The organism is Rhodanobacter sp. LX-99 (assembly GCF_018599185.1).
GTDB lineage: Bacteria > Pseudomonadota > Gammaproteobacteria > Xanthomonadales > Rhodanobacteraceae > Rhodanobacter.
Genome location: NZ_JAHFVL010000001.1, coordinates 807944 through 831458, shown reverse-complemented (window position 1 = coordinate 831458; position 23515 = coordinate 807944). Strand labels below are relative to the sequence as shown.

23 protein-coding genes are annotated in these 23515 nt (G+C 68.1%); 6 read left to right on the top strand and 17 right to left on the bottom strand.

The features are described 5' to 3' along the window. Positions 1–1203: a sterol desaturase family protein gene (locus KK131_RS17715; protein ID WP_214555433.1), complete on the bottom strand. Its 1203-nt coding sequence runs from the start codon at positions 1201–1203 to the stop codon at positions 1–3. 131 nt (positions 1204–1334) lie between these two features. Here KK131_RS17715 and tldD point away from each other — a divergent pair, with 131 nt between their 5' ends. Further along, positions 1335–2774, top strand: coding sequence for a metalloprotease TldD (gene tldD / locus KK131_RS04020; protein ID WP_214555432.1), 1440 nt, complete (start codon positions 1335–1337; stop codon positions 2772–2774). A 246-nt stretch (positions 2775–3020) separates the two neighbouring features. Beyond that, positions 3021–4364 (top strand): cytochrome C, encoded by a 1344-nt coding sequence (locus KK131_RS04015; RefSeq protein WP_250887128.1) that lies wholly within the window; start codon positions 3021–3023, stop codon positions 4362–4364. Here the strand turns inward: KK131_RS04015 and KK131_RS04010 are convergent. Next, a complete protein-coding gene (locus KK131_RS04010; protein ID WP_214555431.1) occupies positions 4343–4561 on the bottom strand; it encodes a hypothetical protein in 219 nt (72 codons plus the stop codon). The two genes, KK131_RS04015 and KK131_RS04010, sit on opposite strands and share 22 nt — an antisense overlap. 245 nt (positions 4562–4806) lie before the next feature. Here KK131_RS04010 and KK131_RS04005 point away from each other — a divergent pair, with 245 nt between their 5' ends. Next, complete coding sequence (locus KK131_RS04005; protein ID WP_214555430.1) at positions 4807–6438, top strand: S53 family peptidase; 1632 nt, start codon at positions 4807–4809, stop codon at positions 6436–6438. A 321-nt stretch (positions 6439–6759) separates the two neighbouring features. Here the strand turns inward: KK131_RS04005 and yjgA are convergent, their stop codons facing one another. Beyond that, entirely contained in the window at positions 6760–7314 is a 555-nt protein-coding gene (gene yjgA / locus KK131_RS04000) for a ribosome biogenesis factor YjgA (RefSeq protein ID WP_214555429.1), read from the bottom strand. Positions 7315–7343: 29 nt separating this feature from the next. Then, entirely contained in the window at positions 7344–7628 is a 285-nt protein-coding gene (locus KK131_RS03995) for a DUF1653 domain-containing protein (protein WP_214555428.1), read from the bottom strand. 106 nt (positions 7629–7734) lie between these two features. Between KK131_RS03995 and pmbA the strand changes: the two genes are divergently transcribed. After that, the gene (gene pmbA / locus KK131_RS03990) at positions 7735–9117 is read left to right on the top strand and encodes a metalloprotease PmbA (RefSeq protein ID WP_214555427.1); all 1383 of its coding nucleotides are present in this window, start codon (positions 7735–7737) and stop codon (positions 9115–9117) included. Positions 9118–9249: 132 nt separating this feature from the next. Further along, positions 9250–9651, top strand: coding sequence for a DUF4870 domain-containing protein (locus tag KK131_RS03985; protein ID WP_214555426.1), 402 nt, complete (start codon positions 9250–9252; stop codon positions 9649–9651). A 64-nt stretch (positions 9652–9715) separates the two neighbouring features. Here the strand turns inward: KK131_RS03985 and KK131_RS03980 are convergent, their stop codons facing one another. From KK131_RS03980 to KK131_RS03960, 5 genes are all read right to left on the bottom strand, one after another. Further along, positions 9716–10615: a farnesyl diphosphate synthase gene (locus tag KK131_RS03980; protein WP_214555425.1), complete on the bottom strand. Its 900-nt coding sequence runs from the start codon at positions 10613–10615 to the stop codon at positions 9716–9718. Beyond that, complete coding sequence (locus KK131_RS03975) at positions 10599–10856, bottom strand: exodeoxyribonuclease VII small subunit (RefSeq protein WP_214555424.1); 258 nt, start codon at positions 10854–10856, stop codon at positions 10599–10601. The genes KK131_RS03980 and KK131_RS03975 overlap by 17 nt, the downstream gene beginning before the upstream one ends. 75 nt (positions 10857–10931) lie before the next feature. Continuing rightward, positions 10932–12233, bottom strand: coding sequence for a tRNA lysidine(34) synthetase TilS (tilS, locus tag KK131_RS03970; RefSeq protein ID WP_214555423.1), 1302 nt, complete (start codon positions 12231–12233; stop codon positions 10932–10934). Further along, entirely contained in the window at positions 12230–12970 is a 741-nt protein-coding gene (locus KK131_RS03965; protein ID WP_214555422.1) for an NYN domain-containing protein, read from the bottom strand. Before KK131_RS03965 ends, tilS begins: the two co-directional genes overlap by 4 nt. 78 nt (positions 12971–13048) lie before the next feature. Next, positions 13049–14005 (bottom strand): acetyl-CoA carboxylase carboxyltransferase subunit alpha, encoded by a 957-nt coding sequence (locus KK131_RS03960; RefSeq protein ID WP_214555421.1) that lies wholly within the window; start codon positions 14003–14005, stop codon positions 13049–13051. A gap of 164 nt (positions 14006–14169) precedes the next feature. Between KK131_RS03960 and KK131_RS03955 the strand changes: the two genes are divergently transcribed. Then, positions 14170–14550 carry a YajD family HNH nuclease gene (locus KK131_RS03955; RefSeq protein WP_250887129.1) on the top strand — a complete coding sequence of 127 codons (381 nt, stop codon included), beginning with the start codon at positions 14170–14172 and terminating at the stop codon, positions 14548–14550. An 8-nt stretch (positions 14551–14558) separates the two neighbouring features. On the opposite strand, the gene dnaE is transcribed toward KK131_RS03955, so the two are convergent. The 8 genes from dnaE to lpxD all read right to left on the bottom strand — a co-directional run bounded on the left by dnaE (position 14559) and on the right by lpxD (position 23452). Then, positions 14559–18098: a DNA polymerase III subunit alpha gene (dnaE, locus tag KK131_RS03950; protein WP_214555420.1), complete on the bottom strand. Its 3540-nt coding sequence runs from the start codon at positions 18096–18098 to the stop codon at positions 14559–14561. A 110-nt stretch (positions 18099–18208) separates the two neighbouring features. Then, the gene (locus KK131_RS03945; RefSeq protein ID WP_214555419.1) at positions 18209–18748 is read right to left on the bottom strand and encodes a TlpA disulfide reductase family protein; all 540 of its coding nucleotides are present in this window, start codon (positions 18746–18748) and stop codon (positions 18209–18211) included. A 97-nt stretch (positions 18749–18845) separates the two neighbouring features. After that, positions 18846–19043 (bottom strand): hypothetical protein, encoded by a 198-nt coding sequence (locus KK131_RS03940; protein WP_214555418.1) that lies wholly within the window; start codon positions 19041–19043, stop codon positions 18846–18848. Between the two features lie 217 nt (positions 19044–19260). Beyond that, positions 19261–19914 (bottom strand): ribonuclease HII, encoded by a 654-nt coding sequence (gene rnhB / locus KK131_RS03935; RefSeq protein ID WP_214555417.1) that lies wholly within the window; start codon positions 19912–19914, stop codon positions 19261–19263. Then, complete coding sequence (lpxB, locus tag KK131_RS03930; RefSeq protein WP_214555416.1) at positions 19907–21115, bottom strand: lipid-A-disaccharide synthase; 1209 nt, start codon at positions 21113–21115, stop codon at positions 19907–19909. Before lpxB ends, rnhB begins: the two co-directional genes overlap by 8 nt. Before the next feature lie 72 nt (positions 21116–21187). Next, complete coding sequence (gene lpxA, locus KK131_RS03925) at positions 21188–21961, bottom strand: acyl-ACP--UDP-N-acetylglucosamine O-acyltransferase (protein ID WP_214555415.1); 774 nt, start codon at positions 21959–21961, stop codon at positions 21188–21190. Beyond that, on the bottom strand, positions 21958–22431 hold the full coding sequence (gene fabZ / locus KK131_RS03920; RefSeq protein ID WP_214555414.1) for a 3-hydroxyacyl-ACP dehydratase FabZ: 474 nt from the start codon (positions 22429–22431) through the stop codon (positions 21958–21960). Before fabZ ends, lpxA begins: the two co-directional genes overlap by 4 nt. Continuing rightward, on the bottom strand, positions 22424–23452 hold the full coding sequence (gene lpxD / locus KK131_RS03915; RefSeq protein ID WP_214555413.1) for a UDP-3-O-(3-hydroxymyristoyl)glucosamine N-acyltransferase: 1029 nt from the start codon (positions 23450–23452) through the stop codon (positions 22424–22426). The genes fabZ and lpxD overlap by 8 nt, the downstream gene beginning before the upstream one ends. Positions 23453–23515: the final 63 nt, after the last annotated feature.

The window sequence follows — 23515 nt, the reverse complement described above, 5'->3', positions numbered from 1 at the left end:
TCATTCCGGCGATTCGGCGGGTGCCTTGCCGCCGCGGAACGGAAACAGCTGCTGCCGGACGAAACCGTCGGGCATGTAGTCGCCGACCACGCCGTAGCGCTCCGGAAACTTCTTCGTCGACTTCACCGCGGTGCCGAAAAGGTAGTCGATGAACGCGTAGTGCGCGGCGTAGTTGCGGTCGATCGCCTCGTCGTCGGAGGCGTGGTGCCAGTGGTGGAAGTCCGGCGTCACCAGCACGTATTTCAGCGGCCCCCACGGCAGGTGCACGTTGGCGTGGTTGAATACCGCCTGGAAGCCCACGATCAGGATGTAGCCGTTCATCACGGCCTCGCTGAAACCGAGGATGTACAGCGGCGCCAGCACGCACACGCGGGTGGCGATCAGCTCCAGCATGTGCTGGCGCGAGCCGGCCAGCCAGTCCATCGTCTTCACGCTGTGGTGCACCGCGTGGAAGCGCCACAGCAACGGCACCTCGTGATATGCGCGGTGCGTCCAGTATTGCGCCATGTCCGCCACCAGCACGCACAACAGCAGCTGCGGCAGGAACGGGATGTGCTGCACGGCCTGCTGGAAATCGCTGCTGACCAGCCAGCCGAACAGATGGTGCAGCAGGAAATTCACCGTGAGCAGCGCCAGCCCCACGATGAAATGGTTCACCGCGAAATGCTTCAGGTCGGTCTGCCATTCCTTGCGGAAGATCGCCTGGCCCCGGTACAGCGGAAACAGCTTCTCGATCACCACGAAGATCAGCGTCGAGCCGAGCAGGTCGAGGATGAACCAGTCCAGCCCGATATACGGCGTGTGATCGGGAAAGCTGCCCACCGGTACCCGCGAGCCGCCCAGCGCCACCGCCGCGATCACCAGCACGAAGGCCACGATGTTGAGGTTGCGCTGGCGATTCAGGATCAGGTTGCCCAGCGACATGCCGCCCGCCACCAGCAGCGCGACCAGCAGCAGCTGGCGCAGCACGTCCACCGAATACTTGTGGCGCAGATCCGGCGTGGTCAGGTATTGCGGAAAGTGGAACGCGAGCACCGCCAGCAGGCACAGGAAGCCCAGCGAGAGCGCGATCACGCCGCTGATCTTGCCCAGCCCCGGTTTCAGCCCGCCGTCGCGATGCAGCAGTTCGCGAGTTTCCCGCACCGGTTGCGCGGCCCGCTCGATGACGCCGCGGGCGGCTTCGCGCTTCGAATATTCGCTCACGGGTGATCCTTCACGTTGGGCGCCGGCCGGCGCCTCCGGCATGGTAGCGGACCGGCGCGAAGGCTTTAAAGGCGCCGACGCCAGCCCCATGTGAGATAGTTCCGGATCGACCACAGACAAACGAAAGCCCCATGGATTCCCTGATCGCCCTCGCCGAAAGCAAGTTGTTGTCCCCCGGCGGCATCGCTACCGGCGACCTCGACCGCGTGTTCGCCCAGCTGATGGGGCCGTCGATTGACGCCGCCGACCTGTACTTCCAGCATTCGCGCAGCGAGTCGTGGACGCTGGAAGAGGGCATCGTCAAGGACGGCAGCCATTCGATCGAGCAGGGCGTGGGCGTGCGCGCGATCAGCGGCGAGAAGACCGGCTTCGCCTATTCCGACGAGATCGTGCTGCCGCAGCTGCTGGAAGCGTCGAAGGCCGCGCGCGCGATCGCGCACGACGGCAACGGCGCCGGCAAGCCGCTGGCGCTGAACGGCGCGCGAGCGCTGTACCCGGCGATCGACCCGGTCGAGAGCCTGCCGAATCCGGACAAGATCGCGCTGCTGCGCGAGGTCGACGCGTACGCGCGCTCACGCGACCCGCGCATCAAGCAGGTCATCGTCAGCCTCGCCGCGACCATGGACACCATCCTGATCGCCGCCTCCGACGGCACTCTGGCCGCCGACGTGCGCCCGCTGGTGCGCATCAACATCCAGGTGATCGCCGAGCAGAACGGCCGGCGCGAACAGGGTTACTCCGGCGGCGGCGGACGCTACGGCTACCGCGAACTGATCGAGAACGGCCGTGCGCTGGCGTTCGCCGACGAGGCGGTGCGCCAGGCGCTGGTGAACCTGGACTCGGTCGATGCGCCGGCCGGCCAGATGACCGTGGTGCTCGGCCCCGGCTGGCCCGGCGTGCTGCTGCACGAGGCTATCGGCCACGGCCTCGAGGGCGACTTCAACCGCAAGGGCAGCTCCGCGTTCTCCGGCCGCATCGGCCAGCGCGTGGCGGCGAAGGGCGTCACCATCGTCGACGACGGCACCCTGGCCGGCCGCCGCGGTTCGCTCAGCATCGACGACGAAGGCACGCCGACCGAATGCACCACCCTGATCGAGGATGGCATCCTGAAAGGCTACATGCAGGACAAGCTCAACGCGCGCCTGATGGGCATGGCGCCCACCGGCAACGGCCGCCGCGAATCGTTCACCACGCTGCCGATGCCGCGCATGACCAACACCTACATGCGGGCCGGCTCGCACGATCCGGCCGAGATCATCCGCTCGGTGAAGAAGGGCCTGTACGCGCCGAACTTCGGCGGCGGCCAGGTCGACATCACCAACGGCAAGTTCACCTTCTCCGCGTCCGAGGCCTACCTGATCGAGGACGGCAGGATCACCCGCCCGGTGAAGGGCGCCACGTTGATCGGCTCCGGCCCCGAGGTGCTCAACCGCGTCTCGATGATCGGCAACGACCTCGCGCTGGATGAAGGCGTGGGCGTGTGCGGCAAGGACGGGCAGAGCGTGCCCGTGGGCGTGGGCCAGCCGACGCTGAAGATCGACTCGATGACGGTGGGCGGCACCGCCTCGTAATCGCGCGAGAGGGTTGGTTCGCCATCGGCGCAGCCGCGAATTCGAAAGTATTTGCGCGCCCGTGCGTGGCCGGCGCGATGGCGACCTGTCACGGCGAAACGGCGGCTGCGCCGTTCATCGGGTTGCTTGATCGAAGTCAACACGTCGTGCATCCATCAGCTCAGGCTGGCGACATTCTTCCCGGCGGCGGAGCGGATGCGCATGAACGGTCACTGCAAGGGCCACGCTGGTGGCCGGTTCGCCCCCATGCGCCTGCCGCGGCGCTGGATGTTGCTGACGGTGCTGGCGTGGCTGGCGGTCGTGCCCACCCTGGCGCTGGCAGTGCCCTCCTATGCGCGGCAAACCCAACTCGCCTGCGTGGCGTGTCACGTCGGCGCTTTCGGCCCGGAGCTCACCGCGTTCGGGCGGCAGTTCAAGCTGATGGGCTACACCATGAAGGTCGGCGACTCGAAGGAGTTGCCGCTGTCGGCGATGCTGGTGGAATCGTTCACGCATACGCGGAAAGCCCAGCCGGAAGCTCCGGCCAAGGGCTTCGGCAGCAACGACAACACCGAGCTGCAGCAGGCCTCGGCGTTCCTGGCCGGGCGCTTGAGCGAGCACATCGGCGTCTTCGCCCAGGCCACCTATTCCGAGAACGGAGGGCTGCTTGGCTGGGACAACGTGGACCTGCGCTACGCGCGCATGTTCAGCCGCGGCAGCCACTCCGGCATCTGGGGCATCACGGTCAGCAACAACCCCACCGTCAGCGATGTGTTCAACACCGCGCCGGCGTGGATGTACCCGTACATGTCGGCGGATCTGGCGCCCGGCGCTCCGGCTCAGCCGATGCTGTTTGGTGGCCTGGGCGGTCAGGTGATCGGCGCCAGTGCCTACGTGCAACTGGATGGCGCCTTGTACCTGGAGGCCGGCGGCTATCGCTCGCTGTCGCCGGCATTCCTGCGCCGCGTCAATGCCGATTACGGCGGACGCCTGAGCGGGATCACGCCGTACGCGCGCGTGACCTACACCTGGAACCTGCCCCGGGGCGACTTCACCGTCGGCGGATTCCTGCTGAGCATGCGCCGCGGCCTGGTCGGCACCAATGACGCGGGCGACGCGGTGCCCGCGGCCGGGCCAACGGACCGCTTCCGCGATATCGGGCTGGATTCCAGCTACCAGTATGCGCATGCCGATCACAGCTTCAGCGCAAGCGCGCTGTACGTGCACGAGCAGCAACGCCTGGACGCCACCTACGCCGACGGTGGCGCCGACCATTTGCACGACAGTCTGCGAGCGTTCAATCTCAAGGGCAGCTACTGGTATCGCCAGACCTATGGCGTGACCCTGGCCTCGTTCGTCGACAACGGCAGCAACGACGTCACCCTGTACGGCAACAACGGCTCGCCGGATACCCGCGGCGGCATCGTCGAACTCAACTACAACCCGTTCGGCCAGTCCACTTCGTGGCGGCAACCCTGGGCGAATGTGCGGCTGGGCCTGCAGTACACGTACTTCACCCGCTTCAGCGGGCTGGTGCACAACATCGACGGGGCAGGGCGCAGCGCCAGCGCCAACAACACGCTCTACTTTTACGTGTGGCTGGCGATCTGAACCGCGGCGTCGTGCCTGTTCACCCGAAGCGTAGCCAACCCGCCGCCGGCAGGAAAATCCATTCGCCCGAGTGAAGTCGCAGGCGTTTGCCGCGATGCGATCCGGTGCGGCAGCCCGTTGGCTGCATCCGGAATGAAGAGTTTCTTCAGGCTTGGAGACAGGAAGCACCGCACGTAGGCGGCCTGGCGCATGCGCATCAAGCCGGATTCGGTGCTGTCGCGAAGGGGTTGCTAGTTCCTGCGGTTTCGTAAAGTCTTGCGAATCAATGGCTTGTTTGCATTTTTTTGACGAGGACACGGATCATTCAGGGGCGCGGCGTGTTAGCGTCGAGGACTGGCGGGGTCGGGAATTTGTCCGGGGGGACCAAGGCCGCGTCATGCGATTCCGGTCCGTTGGCGACCGGGATTTTTTTTGTTCGCACCATCAATTTCGGGGATGAACCATGCAGATGAAGAAGACTTCGCTGTGTCTGGCGATGGGGGCAATCTGGGCGCTGGCGTCCACGGTCGCAACGGCGGCCGGCGTCGACGCCACCTGGAGAACGACGGCCACGCACGCCCACGTGCCGGCCGCGTCGGTGAACATGAGTGACCTGGTGGCATTCGACATGCCGCTGCACGTGCAGGTGGCGCTGAAGATCCAGAACAAGGGCGCGCTCGACGATTTCATCGCCGCTGCGCACAACCCGGCCAGCCCGCTGTTCCGCGCCAGGCTGCAGGCGGGCGATGTCGCCGCGAATTTCCTGCCGAGCCAGATGCAGGCGCAGGCCGTGGCCGATTACCTGAGCCGGGCCGGCTTCACCAACGTCAGCGTGTCGGCCAACCGTCTGCTGGTTTCGGCGGACGGCACGGCCGCGAGTGCTCGGGCAGCGTTCGGCACACGCTTCGTCAAGGCCACCGACGCAAACGGCCATGCGGCATACGCCAACATCGACGACGCCAAGGTACCGGCGGCGCTGGCCGATTCCGTGCTGTCGGTGAGCGGCCTGCAGACCGTGACGCATCCGCACACCATGATCGTCAAGGCCGCGCTGCAAAACAGTGGCACGACGACCCACGGCCGGCCAGGCGGTGGCAGCACGCTGGTCGGCCACAACCCGACCACGTTCCCGACGATCTACAACGTGGGCGGCACGCCGGCCGCTTCGACGATCACCGTGGGCATCATCAGCGACGGCGACATGACCCAGCCGCTGAAGGACCTGACCAGCTTCACCACCGCCAACCATCTGCCCGCGGTGAACACCCAGGTAGTGACGGTGGGCACGCCGGGCACCGACACCAGCGGCACGCCCGAGTGGGATCTGGACAGCCAGGATATCGTCGGCATGTCCGGCGGCGTCGGCAAGCTGATCTTCTACGCGGCCAACTCGCTGACCAACAGCGCGCTCACCGCGGCGTTCAACCGCGTGGTCAGCGACAACGTGGCGCAGGTCATCAACGTGTCGCTCGGCGAGTGCGAAACCGGCGCCTACCAGGACGGCTCGATGGCGGCGGACGACCAGATCTTCGCGCTGGGCGTGGCGCAGGGGCAGACGTTCTCCATCTCCACCGGCGACGCCGGCTCCAACGAGTGCGGCAAGTCGCCCGGCGGCACCACGCCGAGCTATCCGGCCAGTTCGCCCTACGTGGTGGCGGTGAGCGGCACCACGCTTACCACCGGCACGTCGAACAGCTGGGTGAGCGAGACGCTGTGGAGCAAGGCCGGCGGCAGCCCGAGCACGGTGGAACCCAAACCGAGCTGGCAAACCCAGGGCGGCGGCACCACCCGCGACGTGGCCGACGTGGCGTTCGATGCCGACCCGAACTCGGGCTCCATCATCATCGTCAACGGCAGCAATGCGCAGTACGGCGGCACCAGTCTGGCGGCCCCGCTGTTTGCGGCCACCTGGGCGCGCATGCTCGCGGCGCACCCGACGCTGGGCTTCGCGGCGCCGCACCTGTACACGGTGTCCACCGCCAGTTACCACGACATCACCTCGGGCAGCAACGGCGGCGAAACCGCCACGGTCGGCTGGGACTACGCCAGCGGCTTCGGCAGCGGCATCGTGAGTGCGTTGAACGCGGGGCTGTAACTTCCGCGATGCGCCATGCGCGGGCGTCCGCCGCGAGGAGGGCGCCCGCGCTGTATGTGGCTCATGTGTAATTGCTGCGCGGTCTGTCGACTTCGCTTCACCGCCGCACACGGTGCCTTTTTGCCGTATCCGGAGCGGAGAGCTTTCGTCTGCCTGCGGCAGCCGACCGCTCTGCTTCGGGCAACAGAGGCAAGAGCGATTCCGACCTTCGCCGGAATGACGAGTTGGAGAGGCTGAGGCGGAACCGCCTTTCGCCGGAATGACGGCGATGGGCGCCCAGGTTTCTCCGCGCGTTCCGCAATAAGCGGTAGGGCGAATCGCTCAGCTTTCGGTCGAATCGTCCGCCTGTGCCAGGTCCTTCAACAACTGAAAGATCTCCCGATACGCCCGCGGCGGCTTGTTCGGCGTGTCCTTCTCGATGCGCGCCTGGCGCACCAGCGAACGCAGGTGCTGGCGGTCGACCTGCGGATGCTCGGCGATCAGCTCGGACAGCGCGGCTTCGTCCTCGGCGACCAGGCGGTCGCGCATCGCTTCAAGGCGATGCATTGCCGCGGTTTCCTGGCGCTGCTTCTCGCGGTTCTCGCCGAGTTCGGCGCGCACGGCGGCGAAGTCTTCTTCGCCGTAGCGGCGCATCACCTTGGCGAGGAAGGCGAGTTGGCGTTTCTTCGCGCCGTGCGAGGTGATGCGGCGGGTGATGTCGATTTCGCGGCGCACGTCGTCCGGCAGCGGGAGCTTGGCCAGGCGGCTCGGCTGCAGATCGACCAGTTGCTGCGCCAATACCAGCACGGCGAGTGCCTCGCGGCGCTGCTGGGTGCGGCTGGGACCGTAGTCCTCGTCGTCGAGTTCGGTCTGGTTGCGGCTGCGGCTCGGGCTCACGGGTTCGTTCCAGAAGAAAAGCGGGTGGATCAGGCGTGCGGGTCGTTGCTGGCCAGCCCGGCCGGGCCTTGTTCGGCCGGGTCCAGTTCGGCAGGGTCCAGTTCGGCCTGTTCCAGCGCGAAGCGGGCGATCGGCTCGCCGTCCAGTTCGATGGTCTCGCTGAATATCGCGGCGGGGCGCACCCACAGGCCGTGGTCGCCGTAGAGCGCCTGGTAGACCACCAGCGGCTCCATCGTTTCGCTGTGGTGCGCGGTGCCCAGCACGCGGTAGCGCTGACCCTTGTAGTGACGATAGATGCCGGCGGTGGGGTGCATGGGCGTTCTCCGCAGCTCTTTTCATTTCGCCGCCGCGCCCCCAACTCGGGAGCCTGCGGTCGCGAACCGCTTATTCTACCCGTCTAATCCCCAGGAAAGCCCAAACGTGAGCGAAGTTGCCATCAGCCAGGACCGCAACCTGCCGGACCGTAGCGAGTCCGAACTCGACCGCCTGGCGGAGCTGGCCGAGGACGTGATCCGCCGCGCCCGCGCCGCCGGCGCCAGCCAGGCCGAGGTGGCCGCCAGCGTCGACACCGGGCTCAGCGTGAACGTGCGCCTGGGCGAGGTGGAGACGGTGGAGCACACCCGCGACCGCGGTTTCGGGCTCACCGTGTACTTCGGCCAGCGCAAGGGTTCGGCCAGCACCGCCGACCTCAACCCCGATTCGATCCAGGCCACGCTGGACCAGGCTTGCGCGATCGCGCGCTTCACCGAGGCCGATCCGGCCGCGGGGCTGGCCGATGCGGCGCGCATGGCGACAGCGTTTCCCGATCTGGACCTGTGGCATCCGTGGGACATCGACACCGCGCGCGCGATCGAGCTGGGCATCGCCATCGAGGCGGCCGGCCGCGCGCACGCCGGCATCAGCAATTCCGACGGCGCCAGCGTGCAGGCCGGGCAGGGGCTGTCGGTGTACGCGAATTCGCACGGCTTCGTGGGGCGCGAGCGCGGCACGCGGCATTCGCTGTCGCTGGCGCTGATCGCCGGCGACGAGGACGGCATGCAGCGCGACTACTGGTACGACAGCGTGCGCGCCGCCGGCGATTTCATCAGCGCGCAGGCGCTAGGCGACAAGGCGGCCGAACGCACGCTGGCGCGGATGGGCGCGCGCAGCCTGTCGACACGGCAGTGCCCGGTGCTGTTCGCGCCGGAGCTGGCGCGCGGGCTGATCGGCCACCTGCTCGGCGCGGTCAGCGGCGGCGCGCTGTATCGCCAGGCCAGCTTCCTGCTCGACCATGTCGGCAAGCCGGTGATGCCGGCCTGGTTGAACATCGACGAGCGGCCGCACCTGCCGCGCGGCCAGGGCTCCGGCAACTTCGATGCCGAGGGCGTGACCACCCGCGACAGCGCGCTGATCGAAGGCGGCGTGCTGGCGCGCTACGTGCTGGGCAGCTACTCGGCGCGCAAGCTGGGGCTGCAGTCGACCGGCAATGCCGGCGGCATCCACAACCTGATCGTGGAGCCAGGCAGCGCCGACGGCGAGCGCAGCGATTTCGAGGGCATGCTGCAACGCCTGGGCAGCGGCCTGCTGGTGACCGAGGTGATGGGGCAGGGCGTGTCCACCGTCACCGGCGATTATTCGCGCGGCGCGGCCGGCTTCTGGGTCGAGAACGGCCGTATCGCTTACCCGGTGGAAGGGATCACCATCGCGGCGAACCTGCGCGAGATGTTCGCCGGCATCGTCGCGGTGGGCACGGATGTCGATGCACGCTCGCACATCCTCACCGGCTCGATCCTGCTGGAGCGGATGACGGTGGCCGGCGAGTAGCCCGCGGATTCCGGTGATTGCCGCCGGGCCGAAGATTCATGCGGCAAAGCGGCGCAAGGCTTGCTAGCATCGGCACAACCGGCCAGCGGCCGGCGAGCCGTCGACGCAAGTTCTGACTACAAGGAGATGCGCATGAGCGTTCCACCCGAGTCTGTCATTCCGCCCCCGCCGAACGAGCCGCCCATGGCCGGGGCCCCTTCCGCCGAAGAGCGTCAGTGGGCGATGTTCGCGCATCTGTCCGCGCTGGTCGGCGTGATCATTCCGCTGGGAAGCATCATCGGCCCGCTGGTGATCTGGCTGATCAAGAAGGACACCATGCCGTTCGTCAACGACCAGGGCAAGGAAGCGCTGAACTTCAACATCACCGTGGCGATCGCCGCCATCGTGGGCTGGATCCTGTGCTTCATCCTGATCGGCTTCCTGCTGCTGGCGGTGCTGGCGATCGGCTGGCTGGTGTTCGTGATCATCGCCACGATCAAGGCGAACGAGGGCACCACCTACCGCTACCCGTTCACGCTGCGGCTGGTCAACTGAAACAACGCTTCGCGTGATGAAACGAGGGCGGCGCAAGCCGCCCTTTTCATTGCGCGGGGTTCGATCAATAACGGCGGTGGGCGGCGTACAGCGCCAGCTCTTCCAGCAGCCCGGCACGCTTGCCCAGTGGCGCGATCGCGGCCAGCGCGGCGTCGGTCAGTTCGGCCAGCCGGGCGCGCGAGGCGTCGAGGCCGATGATCGAGGGGAAAGTGGGTTTGGCGGCGGCGGCGTCCTTGCCGGCGGTCTTGCCGATCACCGCCGATTCGCCTTCCACGTCGAGGATGTCGTCGCGCACCTGGAACGCCAGGCCGACCGCGTGGGCGTAGCGGTCCAGCGCCTGCAGGACATCGCCGGCAGCGCCGGCGGCGAGTGCGCCCAGCTGCACCGAGGCGCGGATCAGCGCGCCGGTCTTGCAGGCGTGCATGTGCTCCAGTTCGCCCAGCGTCAGCGGATGGCCGACGGCTGCCAGGTCCAGCGCCTGGCCGCCGGCCATGCCTTCGGCGCCGCAGGCGCGGCCCAGCGCGCGCAGCATCGCCATGCCGGTGGCGGTGTCGGTCTGGCGCGAGGTGTCGTCGGCGAGGATCTCGAACGCCAGCGCCTGCAGCGCGTCGCCGGCAAGGATCGCCATTGCCTCGCCGAACACGATGTGGCAGGTCGGGCGGCCGCGGCGCAGCGCGTCGTCGTCCATCGCGGGCAGGTCGTCGTGCACCAGCGAATAGGCGTGGATCAGTTCCACCGCGCAGGCGGCGGCGTCCAGTGACGGACCGTCTTCGCCCAGTGCGTGCGCGGCGGCGTAGACCAGCAGCGGGCGCAGCCGCTTGCCGCCGCCAAGCACGGCGTAGCGCATCGCGCGGTGAAGGTCGGCGGGGGATTGTTCGGTCGGTGGCAGGCTGCGATCCAGCGCCTGTTCGGCGCGGAGGATCAATGCTTGCAGGGCGGGACCAAGTTCAGAGTTCGGGTTCAAACGGTTCGGCGCTGTCGGGAGCATCGGGATCCAGCAGCAGGCGCACGCGCAGTTCGGCCTGCTCCAGCGACTGCTGGCAATGACGGAACAGGCCGATGCCGCGCTCGAACGAGGCCAGCGATTCGTCCAGGCTCATGTCGCCGCCTTCCATCTTCGCGACCAGTTGCTCCAGTTCGTCGAGGGAGTGTTCGAAGTCGGCGGCGGGCGGGGTCTTGCCGGGGGCGGGAGCGGTCTTGGCCATGACCCGCAACGCTAGCGCAGCGGGCGTCCGGAATCAATCCGCGCGGGCTGCGGAAAACCCCTGGCGTGACCTGGATCAGCGCCCCGGACGCCAGCGCGGCAGGGCGCCGGCGTGGCGGAAAATCGCGCTGCCGCGGGTGCTGATCCAGCGGTCGGCGACCGCGACCAGTTCGTCGCCGGCATACAGCAGCGGGCAGGCGTTGCGCTGCCACGGCGGCAGGCGCGATTGTTGGAACAGGTCGCGAAGTTCGCGCGTATGCGCGTCGCCATCCGGCTTGATGCGTTCGCCCCCTCGGCGCAGGCGCACCTGCAGCGGCCCGGCGAGGCGGATGCCGGCGACGGTCAGCCGCAGTTCGCCGCCGTCGGGTAGCGCCAATGCCTCGCCGTGCCAGGACGCCTGCCAGTCGGCGTCGACGACGCGCTCGGGTGGCAAGGCCCACAGCCGGCCTTTCCAGATGTGCAGTTCGGTGCCGGTCCAGCGGATGCACGGCAGCTGGCCCGCACGCGCGCCGCACTGGCGTTCGATCTGCCGCCGCTGCGCGCTGGTGGGGGCGGACAGGCCGCGCGCATGCAGCCAGTGATCGAGCAGCGGTTCGCGCAGTGCCGGAGCCAGCGCCAGCCAGCCACGGGCGTCCAGACTGCCGCTGGCGGGGTCGTGCAACGCATCGAATGCGGCCAGCCATTGCGTCTGCAGCGCATCCGCGGCGGCGCGGCACAGGGCGGCGCTGTGCAGGATCGAATCCACCGCCTGCGGCCAGTGCTGCAGGAGGCGCGGCAGGATTTCGTGGCGCAGCTGGTTGCGCGTCAGGCGGGTGTCGCGGTTGGACGGATCGTCGATGCAATCCAGCCGCTGTGCCTCGACGTAATCGCGCAGTTGCCGCCGCGACAGCGCCAGCAACGGCCGCCACAACTGGCCGCGGCCGAACGGACGCAGCGCGCGCATGCCGCCCAGCCCTTCCGGCCCGGCGCCGCGAAGCAGTTTCAGCAGCACGGTTTCGGCCTGGTCGTCGCGATGGTGGCCGAGCAACAGGTATTCGCCGTCGCGCAATGACGTAGCCAGTGCGGCGTAGCGCGCGTCGCGGGCGGCGGCTTCCACGCCCCTGCCGGCGTCGCCGTCGACCTGCACGCGCAGTACCTCGCACGGCACGTCCAGTGCGGCGCAGAAATGTTCGCAGTGCGCGGCCCAGGCCGCACTGTCCGGGAGCAGGCCGTGATCGACGTGCAGCGCGCGCAGTCCTCGCGCACGCGCTTCGGGCAACTGCGCCAGCGCGTGCAGCAGAGCGCTGGAATCCGGGCCGCCGCTGAACGCCACGCACAGCGGAGCCGGCGGCGCTGCCGCCAGCGCGGCGTGCAGGTGCTGGCGCAGCGGATCGTTCACTTCTTGCCGTCGCGGGGCCGCACGTAGATGTGTTTGCCGTTGCCGATCAGGCGCTCCTCGGTGTCGAACAGGCCGATGCCCTTGATCAGGCCGCTGAGCTTGGCGTAGCCGTAGTTGCGCGAGTCGAAGTCGGGCGACTGCTTGTTGACGATGCTGCCGATCGCGCCCAGGCCGGCCCAGCCGGTCTCGTCGGAGGCGGCCTCGATCGCGTTGCGCAGCAGGTTCATCAGGTGCGAATCGCCGCGCAGTTCCTTCGCCGAGCGCTGCTTGGGCGCGGCTTCGGTTTCGGCGGTACTGGCCGATGCCCCGGCGAGCACCTCGGTATAGATGAACTTGTCGCAGGCGGTACGGAATGGCTCCGGCGTCTTGCGTTCGCCGAAGCCGTAGACGGTCAGCCCGGATTCGCGGATGCGCGAGGCGAGCCGGGTGAAGTCGCTGTCGCTGGAGACGATGCAGAAGCCGTCGAAGCGCTCGGCGTAGAGCAGGTCCATCGCGTCGATGATCATCGCCGAGTCGGTGGCGTTCTTGCCGACGGTGTAGCGGAACTGCTGGATCGGCTGGATCGAGTGGCGCAGCAGCACTTCCTTCCAGCCGTTGAGGTCGGGCTTGGTCCAGTCGCCGTAGATGCGCTTGACGTGCGCGGTGCCGTACTTGGCGATCTCGGCGAGCAGGCCCTCGACGATCGCCGGGCGCGCGTTGTCGGCGTCGATCAGTACCGCAAGTTTGTCGTGGGCCATGACGGATCCCGGCAGCATGAAGGTGATGCCGATGGTAGCGCCAAGTGCGTGATGGCCGCCGCGTGACCGCGGCGGCGCTTATTCCTGGTAAGCGCCGTAGCCGCGCAGGCGCTTGTAGCGCTGTTCGAGGAGGTCGGCGAGAGGCATCGCCTCGAGTTCGTCGAGCTGCTTCAGCAGCACCGCCTTCAGGCGGATCGCCATCGAGCGCGGGTTGCGGTGCGCGCCGCCCAGCGGTTCGCGCACGACCTTGTCGATCAGGCCCAGTTCGAGCAGCCGCGGCGCGGTCATGCCCAGCGCCTCGGCGGCGTCCTTCACCTTGTCCGGGCTCTTCCACAGGATCGAGGCGCAGCCTTCCGGCGAGATTACCGAATAGGTCGAGTACTGCAGCATCAGCGTGCGGTCGCCCACGCCGATCGCCAGCGCGCCGCCGGAGCCGCCCTCGCCGATCACGGTGCAGATGATCGGCACCTTCAGCTCGGCCATCTCCAGCAGGTTGCGCGCGATCGCCTCGCTCTGGCCGCGCTCCTCGGCGCCGACGCCGGGGTAGGCTCCGGGAGTGTCGATCAGGGTCAGCAGGGGCAGGCCGAAACGCTCGGCCATCTTCATCAGGCGCAGCGCCTTGCGGTAGCCCTCGGGACGCGGCATGCCGAAGTTGCGGCGCACCTTGTCCTTGGTGTTGCGGCCCTTCTGGTGGCCGATGATCACCACCGGTCGGCCGTTGATGCGGCCGAGGCCGCCGACGATGGCCGCGTCTTCGGCATACATGCGGTCGCCGGCCAGTTCGTGGAATTCCTCGCAGATCACGCCGATGTAGTCGAGCGTGTACGGGCGCGCCGGGTGGCGCGACAGCTGGGTGGTTTGCCACGAGTTGAGGTTGCGGAAGATTTCCGCGGTCTTGACCTTCAGCTTCTCGCGCAGGCGGCCGACTTCCTCGTCGATATTGAACGCCTGGCCGCTGCTGGCATGGCGAAGCTCTTCGATCTTCGCGTCCAGTTCGGCAATGGGTTGTTCGAAATCGAGGAAGTTGGGGTTCATTCGCTGCAATTCATGGCACAGAAGCGGCTCAGTATACCGTCCCGCAGGAAAACGCGAGAACGCCGCCGTATGGCTGTGACGGGGTCGGCACATGCCTGCCGCAGGCCGGACGATTGCGCTATCGTCCGCCCCATCGAGCCCTTGGCTTTCGCCGGATCCACGCCATGCCCAGCAAACCCGTCATCGACAACGCCAAGCTCGACCGCATCGTGGCCGAGGCCCGGCGCAACGCGGAGCAGCGGGAGCTGGGCTATCGCGAGCGCGCGCTGAAGATGTATCCGTGGGTGTGCGGCCGCTGCGCGCGCGAGTTCACCCGCGCGAACCTGCAGGAACTGACCGTGCACCACCGCAATCACGACCATGACTACAACCCGCCGGACGGCAGCAACTGGGAATTGCTGTGCGTGTATTGCCACGACAACGAGCACTCGCGGCATATCGACCACGTGCGTGGCGGGGTGATGGCGGCTGAAGATGCGCCGCCGGCGACGGGCAATCCGTTTGCCGACCTGAAGGCGATAATGGAGAGCAGCAGCAAACGGTAGGCGGCCGGTCAATCCTGCTGCTTGACGATGCGCAGGCGCGCGGCTTGCACGCCGGGCAGGGCGCGTACGGCGCGCAGCAGTTCCGGGATGGCTTCCACGCGCCAGCCTTCGCCGAGTTCGAGATCGGCCTGGGCGTGGCGGTTGCGATAACCGTGCAGCGTCACGCTGGTGCGGCCGCCGCGGTAGCCGGCCAGCGCGTGCTGCAGTTGTTCGACGAAACCCGGGCCGATGCCGTTCAATTTCAGCTGCAGCAGACGCGCATGCCGGCGGCAGGCGTCGGCCAGCGAGCAGGCGCTGCGCGCGCGCAGCTGGAAGCCGCCGCCGGAGAATTCGTCGATGCGCAGGCCGCCATCCACGACCAGCATCTCGTCGCGGGTCAGCAGCGGCGCCATCTGCTGGTACAGCTCGCCGAAGAAGCTCACCTCGATGATGCCGCTGCCGTCCTCCAGGCGCACGAACGCATCGCTGTCGCCGCGCTTGCGCACGGCGGTGACCATGCCGGCGACGGTCCACGGCGTGTCGGGACCGCGGCGGAAACGGTTGCCGTCGTCGTTGTCGTTCCGGCGCGGCTTCGGCGGCTGGTAGCGGTCGACGATCTCGCCCAGCGGGCAGGTCGACAGTTGCGCCAGTTCGTCCTTCCACGGGTCGGTGGGATGGCCGGACAGGTAGTGCCCGAGCGTGTCGCGCTCGCCCTGCAGCTTCTGCTCCAGCGGCCATTCCGGCACGGTCGGCAGTTCGATTTCCAGCACCGGCGTGGCGCTGCCCATGGCGGCGCCGAACATGTCGTTCTGGCCGGACTGCCGGTCGCGCAGGTGCTGCTCGGCGGCCTTGATCGCGTCGGGCAGCTGCAGCATCAGGCTGGCGCGATTCGCCGCCAGCGCATCCAGCGCCCCGGACAGGATCAGCGCTTCCAGCACGCGGCGGTTGAGCCGGCTCGGATCGACGCGGCGGCAGAAGTCGGCCAGGTCGGTGTACTTGCCGTGGGCGCGCTCGGCGACGATGGATTCGCAGGCGCCCTGGCCGACGCCCTTGATCGCGCCCAATCCGTATTGAATCGTTTTCGGCTCGACCGCCACGAACATGTACTCGGACGCGTTGACGTCCGGCGGCTGCACGGTGATGCCGATCGCCTTCGATTCGTCCAGGAAGGTCACCACCTTGTCGGTGTTGTCCATGTCCGAGGAGATCGTCGCGGCCATGAATTCGGCCGGGTAGTGCGCCTTCAGCCAGGCGGTCTGGTAGGAGACCAGCGCGTAGGCGGCGGCGTGCGACTTGTTGAAGCCGTAGCCGGCGAACTTCTCCATCAGGTCGAAGATGGAATCGGCCTTCTCGCCGCTGAGGCCGTCCTTCGCCGCGCCTTCGCGGAACTTGGCGCGCTCCTTCGCCATTTCCTCCAGCTTCTTCTTGCCCATCGCGCGGCGCAGCAGGTCGGCGCCGCCGAGCGAGTAGCCGCCCACGATCTGCGCCATCTGCATCACCTGCTCCTGGTAGACCATGATGCCGTAGGTCTCCTTCAGGATCGGCTCGACGCGCGGGTCGGGATACTCCACGTCCTCGCGGCCGTGCTTGCGCGCGATGAAGCTGGGGATCAGGTCCATCGGGCCGGGGCGGTACAGCGCCACCAGCGCGATGATGTCCTCGAAGCGGTCGGGTTTCGCGTCCTTCAGCATGCGCTGCATGCCGGAGGATTCGAGCTGGAACACGGCGACGGTCTGCGCCTTCTTCAGCAGATCGTACGGTGCCGGGTCGTCCAGCGGCAGCGCCGAGATGTCCAGCGGCGCTTCGCCGGTTTTCGCGCGGCGGGCGTTGATCGCCTTCACCGCCCAGTCGATGATGGTGAGCGTGCGCAGGCCGAGGAAGTCGAACTTGACCAGGCCGACCGCTTCCACGTCGTCCTTGTCGTACTGGGTCACTACGCCGCCGCCGCCGGCTTCGCAGTACAGCGGCGCGAAGTCGGTCAGCGGGGTCGGCGCGATCACCACGCCGCCGGCGTGCTTGCCGGCGTTGCGGGTGAGGTTTTCGAGCTTCAGCGCCAGGTCGACCAGCGCGCGGGCGTCCTCGTCCTGCTCGTACGCTTCGCAGAACTCCCTGACGACGCGATCGGGTTCCTTCTTCGACTTCTCCGAGCGGCCCAGCGCATCGGACAGGGTAAGGTCGAGCGGCCGCGGCGGCACCATCTTCGCCAGCTTGTCGACCTGGCCGTAACCCATGCCGAGCACGCGGCCGGAGTCGCGCAGCACCGCCTTGGCCGCCATCGAGCCGTAGGTGATGATCTGGCTGACGCGGTCGCGGCCGTACTTGCGCGCCACGTAGTCGATGACCTCGTCGCGGCGATCCATGCAGAAGTCGATGTCGAAGTCGGGCATCGACACGCGTTCCGGGTTGAGGAAGCGCTCGAACAGCAGGTTGAACTGCAGCGGGTCGAGGTCGGTGATCTTCAGCGCCCAGGCGACCAGCGAACCGGCGCCGGAACCGCGGCCGGGGCCGACCGGAATGCCGTTCTGTTTGCCCCAGTTGATGAAGTCCGCCACGATCAGGAAGTAGCCGGGGAAACCCATCTTGACGATGACGTCCAGCTCGCGTTCCAGCCGCGCCTCGTAGTCGGCGAGCGTGTGGCCGGCGGCCAGCGGCGCGCTGGCCAGGCGCTCCTTGAGGCCTTGCCGCGACAGCTCGCGGATGTGGCTGTCGAGGTCGTGGCCTTCGGGCACCGGGAAGTCGGGCAGGTAGTAGGTGCCGAACTTGAGTTCCAGGGTGCAGCGTTTCGCCAGTTCGACGGTGTTTTCCAGCGCCTCGGGGATATCCGCGAACAGCGCGGCCATCTCGTCGGGTGTCTTCAGGTATTGCTGGTCGCTGTACTCGCGCGGGCGTTTCGGGTCGGCCAGCACGCGGCCCTGGTTGATGCACACGCGCGCTTCGTGCGCGCCGAAGTCGTCCTGCTTGAGGAAGCGCACGTCGTTGCTGGCCAGCACAGGCAGGCCGAGTTCGGCGGCCAGTGCCAGCGCGGCGGTATTCCAGTTTTCCTCGCCGTCGCGGCCGCAGCGGGTCAGCTCCAGGTACAGCCGCTCGGAGAACAGCCGCGCCAGCGGGCGCAGCTTCGCCAGCGCGGCCTCGGCGCCCTGGTTCAGCGCGATGCGGCCGACTTCGCTGTCGCGGCCGAGCAGGGCGATCAGTCCGCTGCTGGCGTCGGCGCTCAGCCAGCCGGCTTCGACCAATGCGCGGCCGCCGTGCTGGCCTTCCTGCCACGCGCGCGAGACCAGCCGCGACAGGTTGAGGTAGCCGTCGCGATCCTGGCACAGCAAGGTGAGCCGCCACGGGCGCGGGTCGTCCGGTGCGGAGATCCACAGGTCGCAGCCGCCGATCGGCTTGATGCCGGCCGCACTGCAGGCCTTGTAGAACTTCACCAGCGCGAACATGTTGCTGTCGTCGGTCAGCGCCACTGCCGGGATGCCGTCGCGCACGCAGGCGGCGACCAGCGCCTTGATGCGGATGGTCGAATCGACCAGCGAATATTCGCTGTGCAGGTGCAGGTGGGTATAGCGGACGGTCATGCGTTCTTGCGCGGTGAGTCTCCGCAGGCTACCCGGCGCCTTGCCCAGCGGCAAGATTGACTTATGCGCGGTTTGCGCGAAGCGCGGCGGCGCCTCGCCGGAAGCCCCGCTCAGCCCGGCGCGGCGGCCACCGCCGGCGGCGCCGGTTCGGCCAGAAGCGCGTTGATCTCGGCGACCAAGCTGTCCAGCATGTCTTCGCCGTAGCCCACGTGCACATGGGCCACGGTACCGTCGCGATGCAGCATCACCATGACCGGGATGCCCTTGTCGGTGCCGTAGGGCTTGCCGAGGGCACCGTCATGGTCCCAGGTCATCAGCAGGCCGGGCAGGCGCGGGCGCAGGGCGCGAACGGTCCGCACGTAGGTCTGTCGATCTTCCTCGTGGTTGATGGTGACCACCTGCAGGGGCAGGCCGCGTTCGGTGGCCAGCGTCTGCAGGCCCGCCAGTACCGGCAGCTCCTTCATGCAGTAGCCGCACCAGGTGGCCCAGAAGCTGATCACCACGACCTTGCCGTGCAGGGACGAGACGGTCACCACTTGCCCGCGCTGGGTCGTACCCAAGGCGTCCGGCGGCGCTTCGCCGGGTTTCACGTCGGCCCTGGCGTTGAAGCAGAGCATGAGGCCCAACAGTGCGACGCCGATCCTGCGCATGTCATCCATCCCACGATTGATGACGCCAGCGTAGCAACATGCCTGGCGCCGAGAAAGGGACAGCGGTCAGCGCATGTCGCGGGACGGCCGGTGGCCATCAGACCACGTGAAACCGTTCGTTTTCGTCGAGGCGGATGACGTAGTGGTCGAGGCTGTCCACCGCCAGCGGGCGGAGGTTGTAGTCGGCGTGTGGCGTCACGGGGGCGTGGGCGGCGTCGCGCGTGTCGTCCGCCGGTAGCGTGAAGGCGGGGGTCGGCATCGGTGGCGCGATGGGGCGGTTGGTGGGAAGCATCATGGCACGACTCCTGCTACTGGGTGCGCTTGTGACCGTGCCCGGCGAGTCTCGTAGGGACGACGGGCCGGTGTTGCCGGTGCGTCCGTGCTGATCGCGATTCCTGTAGCGAATGATGCGCCCGCGCGAGGAAAAGTTGCATAGACGAATGGGCTATGCGGATCAATCTCAGCGGGTTCGCGACCGGGCCGTTCGAGCATGGGAATCCCGCGCCGATCGGTCAGAACAATCGCGCCTGGTCCAGCAGCAGGCGTACCGGCGCGAAGCTGCGGCGGTGTTGCGCGCACGGCCCGAGCTGCTGCAGCGCGGCCAGGTGCGCCGGGGTCGCGTAGCCCTTGTGCGCGGCAAAGCCGTAGCCGGGATGCACGCCGTCCAGCGTGACCATCACGCGGTCGCGGCTGACCTTGGCCAGGATCGACGCCGCGCTGATCGCCGGTTCCAGCGCGTCGCCGCCGACGATGGCGCGGCCGGGGCAGGGCAGGTCCTTCGGCAACTGGTTGCCGTCGATCAGGGCCTCGTGGGCGACCGGTGCGAGACCGGCCACGGCGCGGCTCATGCCGGCCATGGTGGCCTGGAAGATATTCAGGCGGTCGATCTCGTCCCGCTCGATCAACACGATGCAGTACGCCAGCGCGCGCTCGATGATCAGCGGATATAGCGCTTCGCGCTTCGCTTCGCTGAGCTGCTTGGAGTCGTTCAGCCCGACGATCGGGCGGGCCGGATCGAGGATCACCGCGGCCACCGCCAGCGGTCCGGCCAGCGGGCCGCGGCCGGCCTCGTCGACGCCGGCGATGAAGATGCTCCTTGCGTTCGCCCGCTCCTCTTCCCGAGCGGGCGGTTCGGGGCAGCAGGTATTGGACAGGCGCTTATCCATCGGTACGTTTCGCGTCGATCAGCTCGGCGATCGCCGCTGCCGCACGATCCCCCGCGTGGCCTTCCAGGCCGCCGCGCAGGGCCTGGTGCAGTTGCTCGAACGCGGCGACGATCGCACCGCGCCGCTCGCTGTCCTTGAACAGCGCCAGCGTGGCGGCGGCCAGGTTCCCGGCGGTGCAATCGTCCTGCATCAGTTCGGGCACCAGCGGGCCGTCGCCGAGGCCGGCGGCACGCGCCAGGATGTTCGGCAGCGCATAGACGTCGGTCTTCAGCATCTTCAGCGCGCGGGCGATGCGGTAGCTCAGCGGCGCGACGCGGTAGCCCACCACCATCGGCCGCTTGGCCAGCATCGCCTCCAGCGTGGCGGTGCCGGAGGCCAGCAGCACCACGTCTGCGGCCAGCATCGCCTCGTGCGCCCGGCCGTCCAGCAACAGCGGCGCGGTTTCGTCCTGCGGCCCGCGGGCCAGCAGTTCGCCGAGCCTGGCATGCACCTGCGGGTTGGCGGCCGGAATCACCACGCGCAGCCCGGGCACGGCGGCGGCCACGCGGTTCGCCGCATCGATGAAGACCTGGCCCAGCCGGCCGACTTCGGACAGCCGGCTGCCGGGCAGCACGGCCAGCACCGGCGCCTGCTGCGGCAGCTGCAGGATCTCGCGCGCGCCGACGCGGTCGGACACCAGCGCGAAACGGTCGGCCAGCGGGTGGCCGACGAAGCGGGCGTCGACGCCGTGCTTCGCGTAGATCGCCGGCTCCATCGGGAACAGGCACAGCACGCGGCTGGCGCTGCGGCCGATCTTCTCCGCGCGCTTCTCGCGCCAGGCCCAGACCGACGGGCTGACGTAGTGCACGGTCAGCACGCCGGCCTGCTTCAGGCGCTGTTCCACGCCGAGGTTGAAGTCGGGCGCGTCGATGCCGACCACCACGGCCGGCTGCGCCTGCAGCAGGCGCGCGACCAGCGCCTTGCGCAGCCGCAGCAGGCGGGGCAGGTGGCGGATCACCTCGCTGAAGCCGAACAGCGACAGTTCGCGGATGTCGTACCAGGAGTCGAAGCCCTCGCGCTGCATGCGCGCGCCGCCGATGCCGACGAAGCGCGCCTGCGGGTAGCGCTGGCGCAGCGCCACGATCAGGTCGGCGCCGAGCTGGTCGCCGGAGTCTTCGCCGGCGAGGATGGCGATCAGGGGGGAGGCTTCGCTGGTTTGCATGTCAACGCCTCCGGCTTTACGTCCAAATGAGGGCAAGAGCGCGTGTTTGATTTCCCGATAAGCGTTTCACGCTTATCGGGCAAGCGCACGCTCGCTGTGGTCGATGAATTCCAGCATGGCGCGCACGTCGTCGCTTTCGCGTGCCTGCTCGACCAGCTTCTCGCGCGCCTCGGGCAGCGGCAGGCCGGCCATGTACAGCGTGCGGTAGGCGCGCTTGATCGCGGCGATGCGCGTGGCGTCGAAGCCGCGGCGCTTCAGGCCCTCGCTGTTGATGCCGCGCGGACGGCCCTGCTGCTCGTTCGCCATCATCACGAACGGTGGCACGTCGTGGCCGACCAGGCAGCCCATGCCGATGAACGCGTGCGCGCCGACCTTGCAGAACTGGTGCACGCCCGAATAGCCGGACAGGATCGTCCAGTCGCCGATGGTGACGTGCCCGGCCAGCGCCGAGTAGTTGGAGAACACCACGTTGTTGCCGATCTGGCAGTCGTGCGCCACGTGCACGTAGGCAAGCACCCAGTTGTCGTCGCCGATGCGGGTGATGCCGCCGCCATGGCCGGTGCCGCGGTTGATGGTGGTGAATTCGCGGATCAGGTTGCGGTCGCCGATCACCAGTTCGGTGCGTTCGCCCTGCCATTTCTTGTCCTGTGGCGCGCCGCCCAGCGAGGCGAACTGGGTGATGCGGTTGTCGCGGCCGATCTTCGTGGGCCCTTCGATCACCACATGCGGACCGATCTGCGTGCCGTCGCCGATTTCGACCTCGGCGCCGATCACGCTGTACGCGCCGACGCTGACGTTGGCGCCGATGATGGCGGAAGGGTCGATCAGCGCAGTGGGATGGATCATTTGTGGGCCCTCGCGGCGCACATCAGTTCACAACTGGCCACTTCCTTGCCGTCGACCAGGCTGCGGGCCACGAACAGGCCCATGCCGCGCACCAGGCGCTTCTGGCTGACTTCGAAACGCAACTGGTCGCCGGGAACCACCGGTGCGCTGAAGCGCGCGTTGTCGACCTTGACCAGATAGAACAGCGGGCTGCCCTTGTCACCCTTGAAGCGGCGGCTCAGCTGGGTCAGCAGGCCGGCGGCCTGCGCCATCGCCTCGATGATCAGCACGCCGGGCATCACCGGGTGGCCGGGGAAGTGGCCCTGGAAGAACGGTTCGTTGATGGTCACGTTCTTCAACGCGACCACGCTGGCGTCGGGCACGATCTCGACCACGCGGTCCACCAGCAGGAACGGGTAGCGGTGCGGCAGCAGTTCCTGGATCTGCTCCACGTTGATCGGCAGTGCCATGAAGTCGCTTTTCTCACTCATTGTTGCTGTCCTTCTCCAGCGCCGACAATCGGCGCGCGTACTCGTCCAGATGCTTGAAGCGCGCCGCGTTCTTCCGCCACTGGCGGTTGTCCTGCAGCGGCACGCCGGATGAATATTCGCCGGGCTCGCGGATCGAATGCGTGACCAGGCTCTTGGCGGTAATGGTAACCCGGTCGGCCAGTTCGAGATGGCCGAGCACGCCGGCGTTGCCGCCGATCATGCAGTAGCGGCCGATCTTCGCGCTGCCGGCCACCGCCGCGCAGCCGGCCATCGCGGTGTGCGCGCCGACGTGCACGTTGTGGGCGATCTGGATCTGGTTGTCCAGCCGCACGTCCTCTTCCAGCACGGTGTCGTCCAGCGCGCCGCGGTCGATCGTGGTGTTCGCGCCGATCTCGCAGTCGTCGCCGATGCGCACGCCGCCGAGCTGCGGCAGCTTGATCCAATGGTCCTTGTCGAAGGCGAGGCCGAAGCCGTCCGAGCCGATCACCGCGCCGGGATGCACCAGCACGCGCTGGCCGAGCGTGACCCGGGTGACCAGGGTGACCCGCGCCACCAGCCGCGACTGTGCGCCGACCGTGCAGTCTTCGCCGATGATGCAGTGCGGGCCGAGCACGACGCCGTCGCCGATCACCGCGCCGTCGGCGATCACGCAGCCGGGGCCGATGCTGGCGCTGGCGCTGACCTGCGCCCCGGCGGCAACCACGGCGCTGGGGTGGATGCCCGCCGGTGCGGCCGGCATCCGTTCGAACAGCGCGGCGATGCGCGCATAGGCGACGTACGGATCCCGCGCGATCAGCGCCGCCGTCGGGCAGTCGGCGAGGTTTTCCTCGCGCAGCACGATCACGCCGGCGCGAGCGGCGGCCAGTTGGGCGGTGTACTTGCTGTTGGAGAGGAAGCTCAGCTGGCTGGGGCCGGCGCCGGCCAGCGTGCCGACGCCGTCGATGACCCGCGCGCCATCGCCGCTGAAGCTGAGGCCGAACCGCTCGGCCAGTTCGGCCACCGTGTAGTTGATTGCGCTCATGCGTACTCCGGAACCTGCCGGCCATTGTAGGGGGTGGCGCCGCGGCGTGCAGTGCGCCAAGCC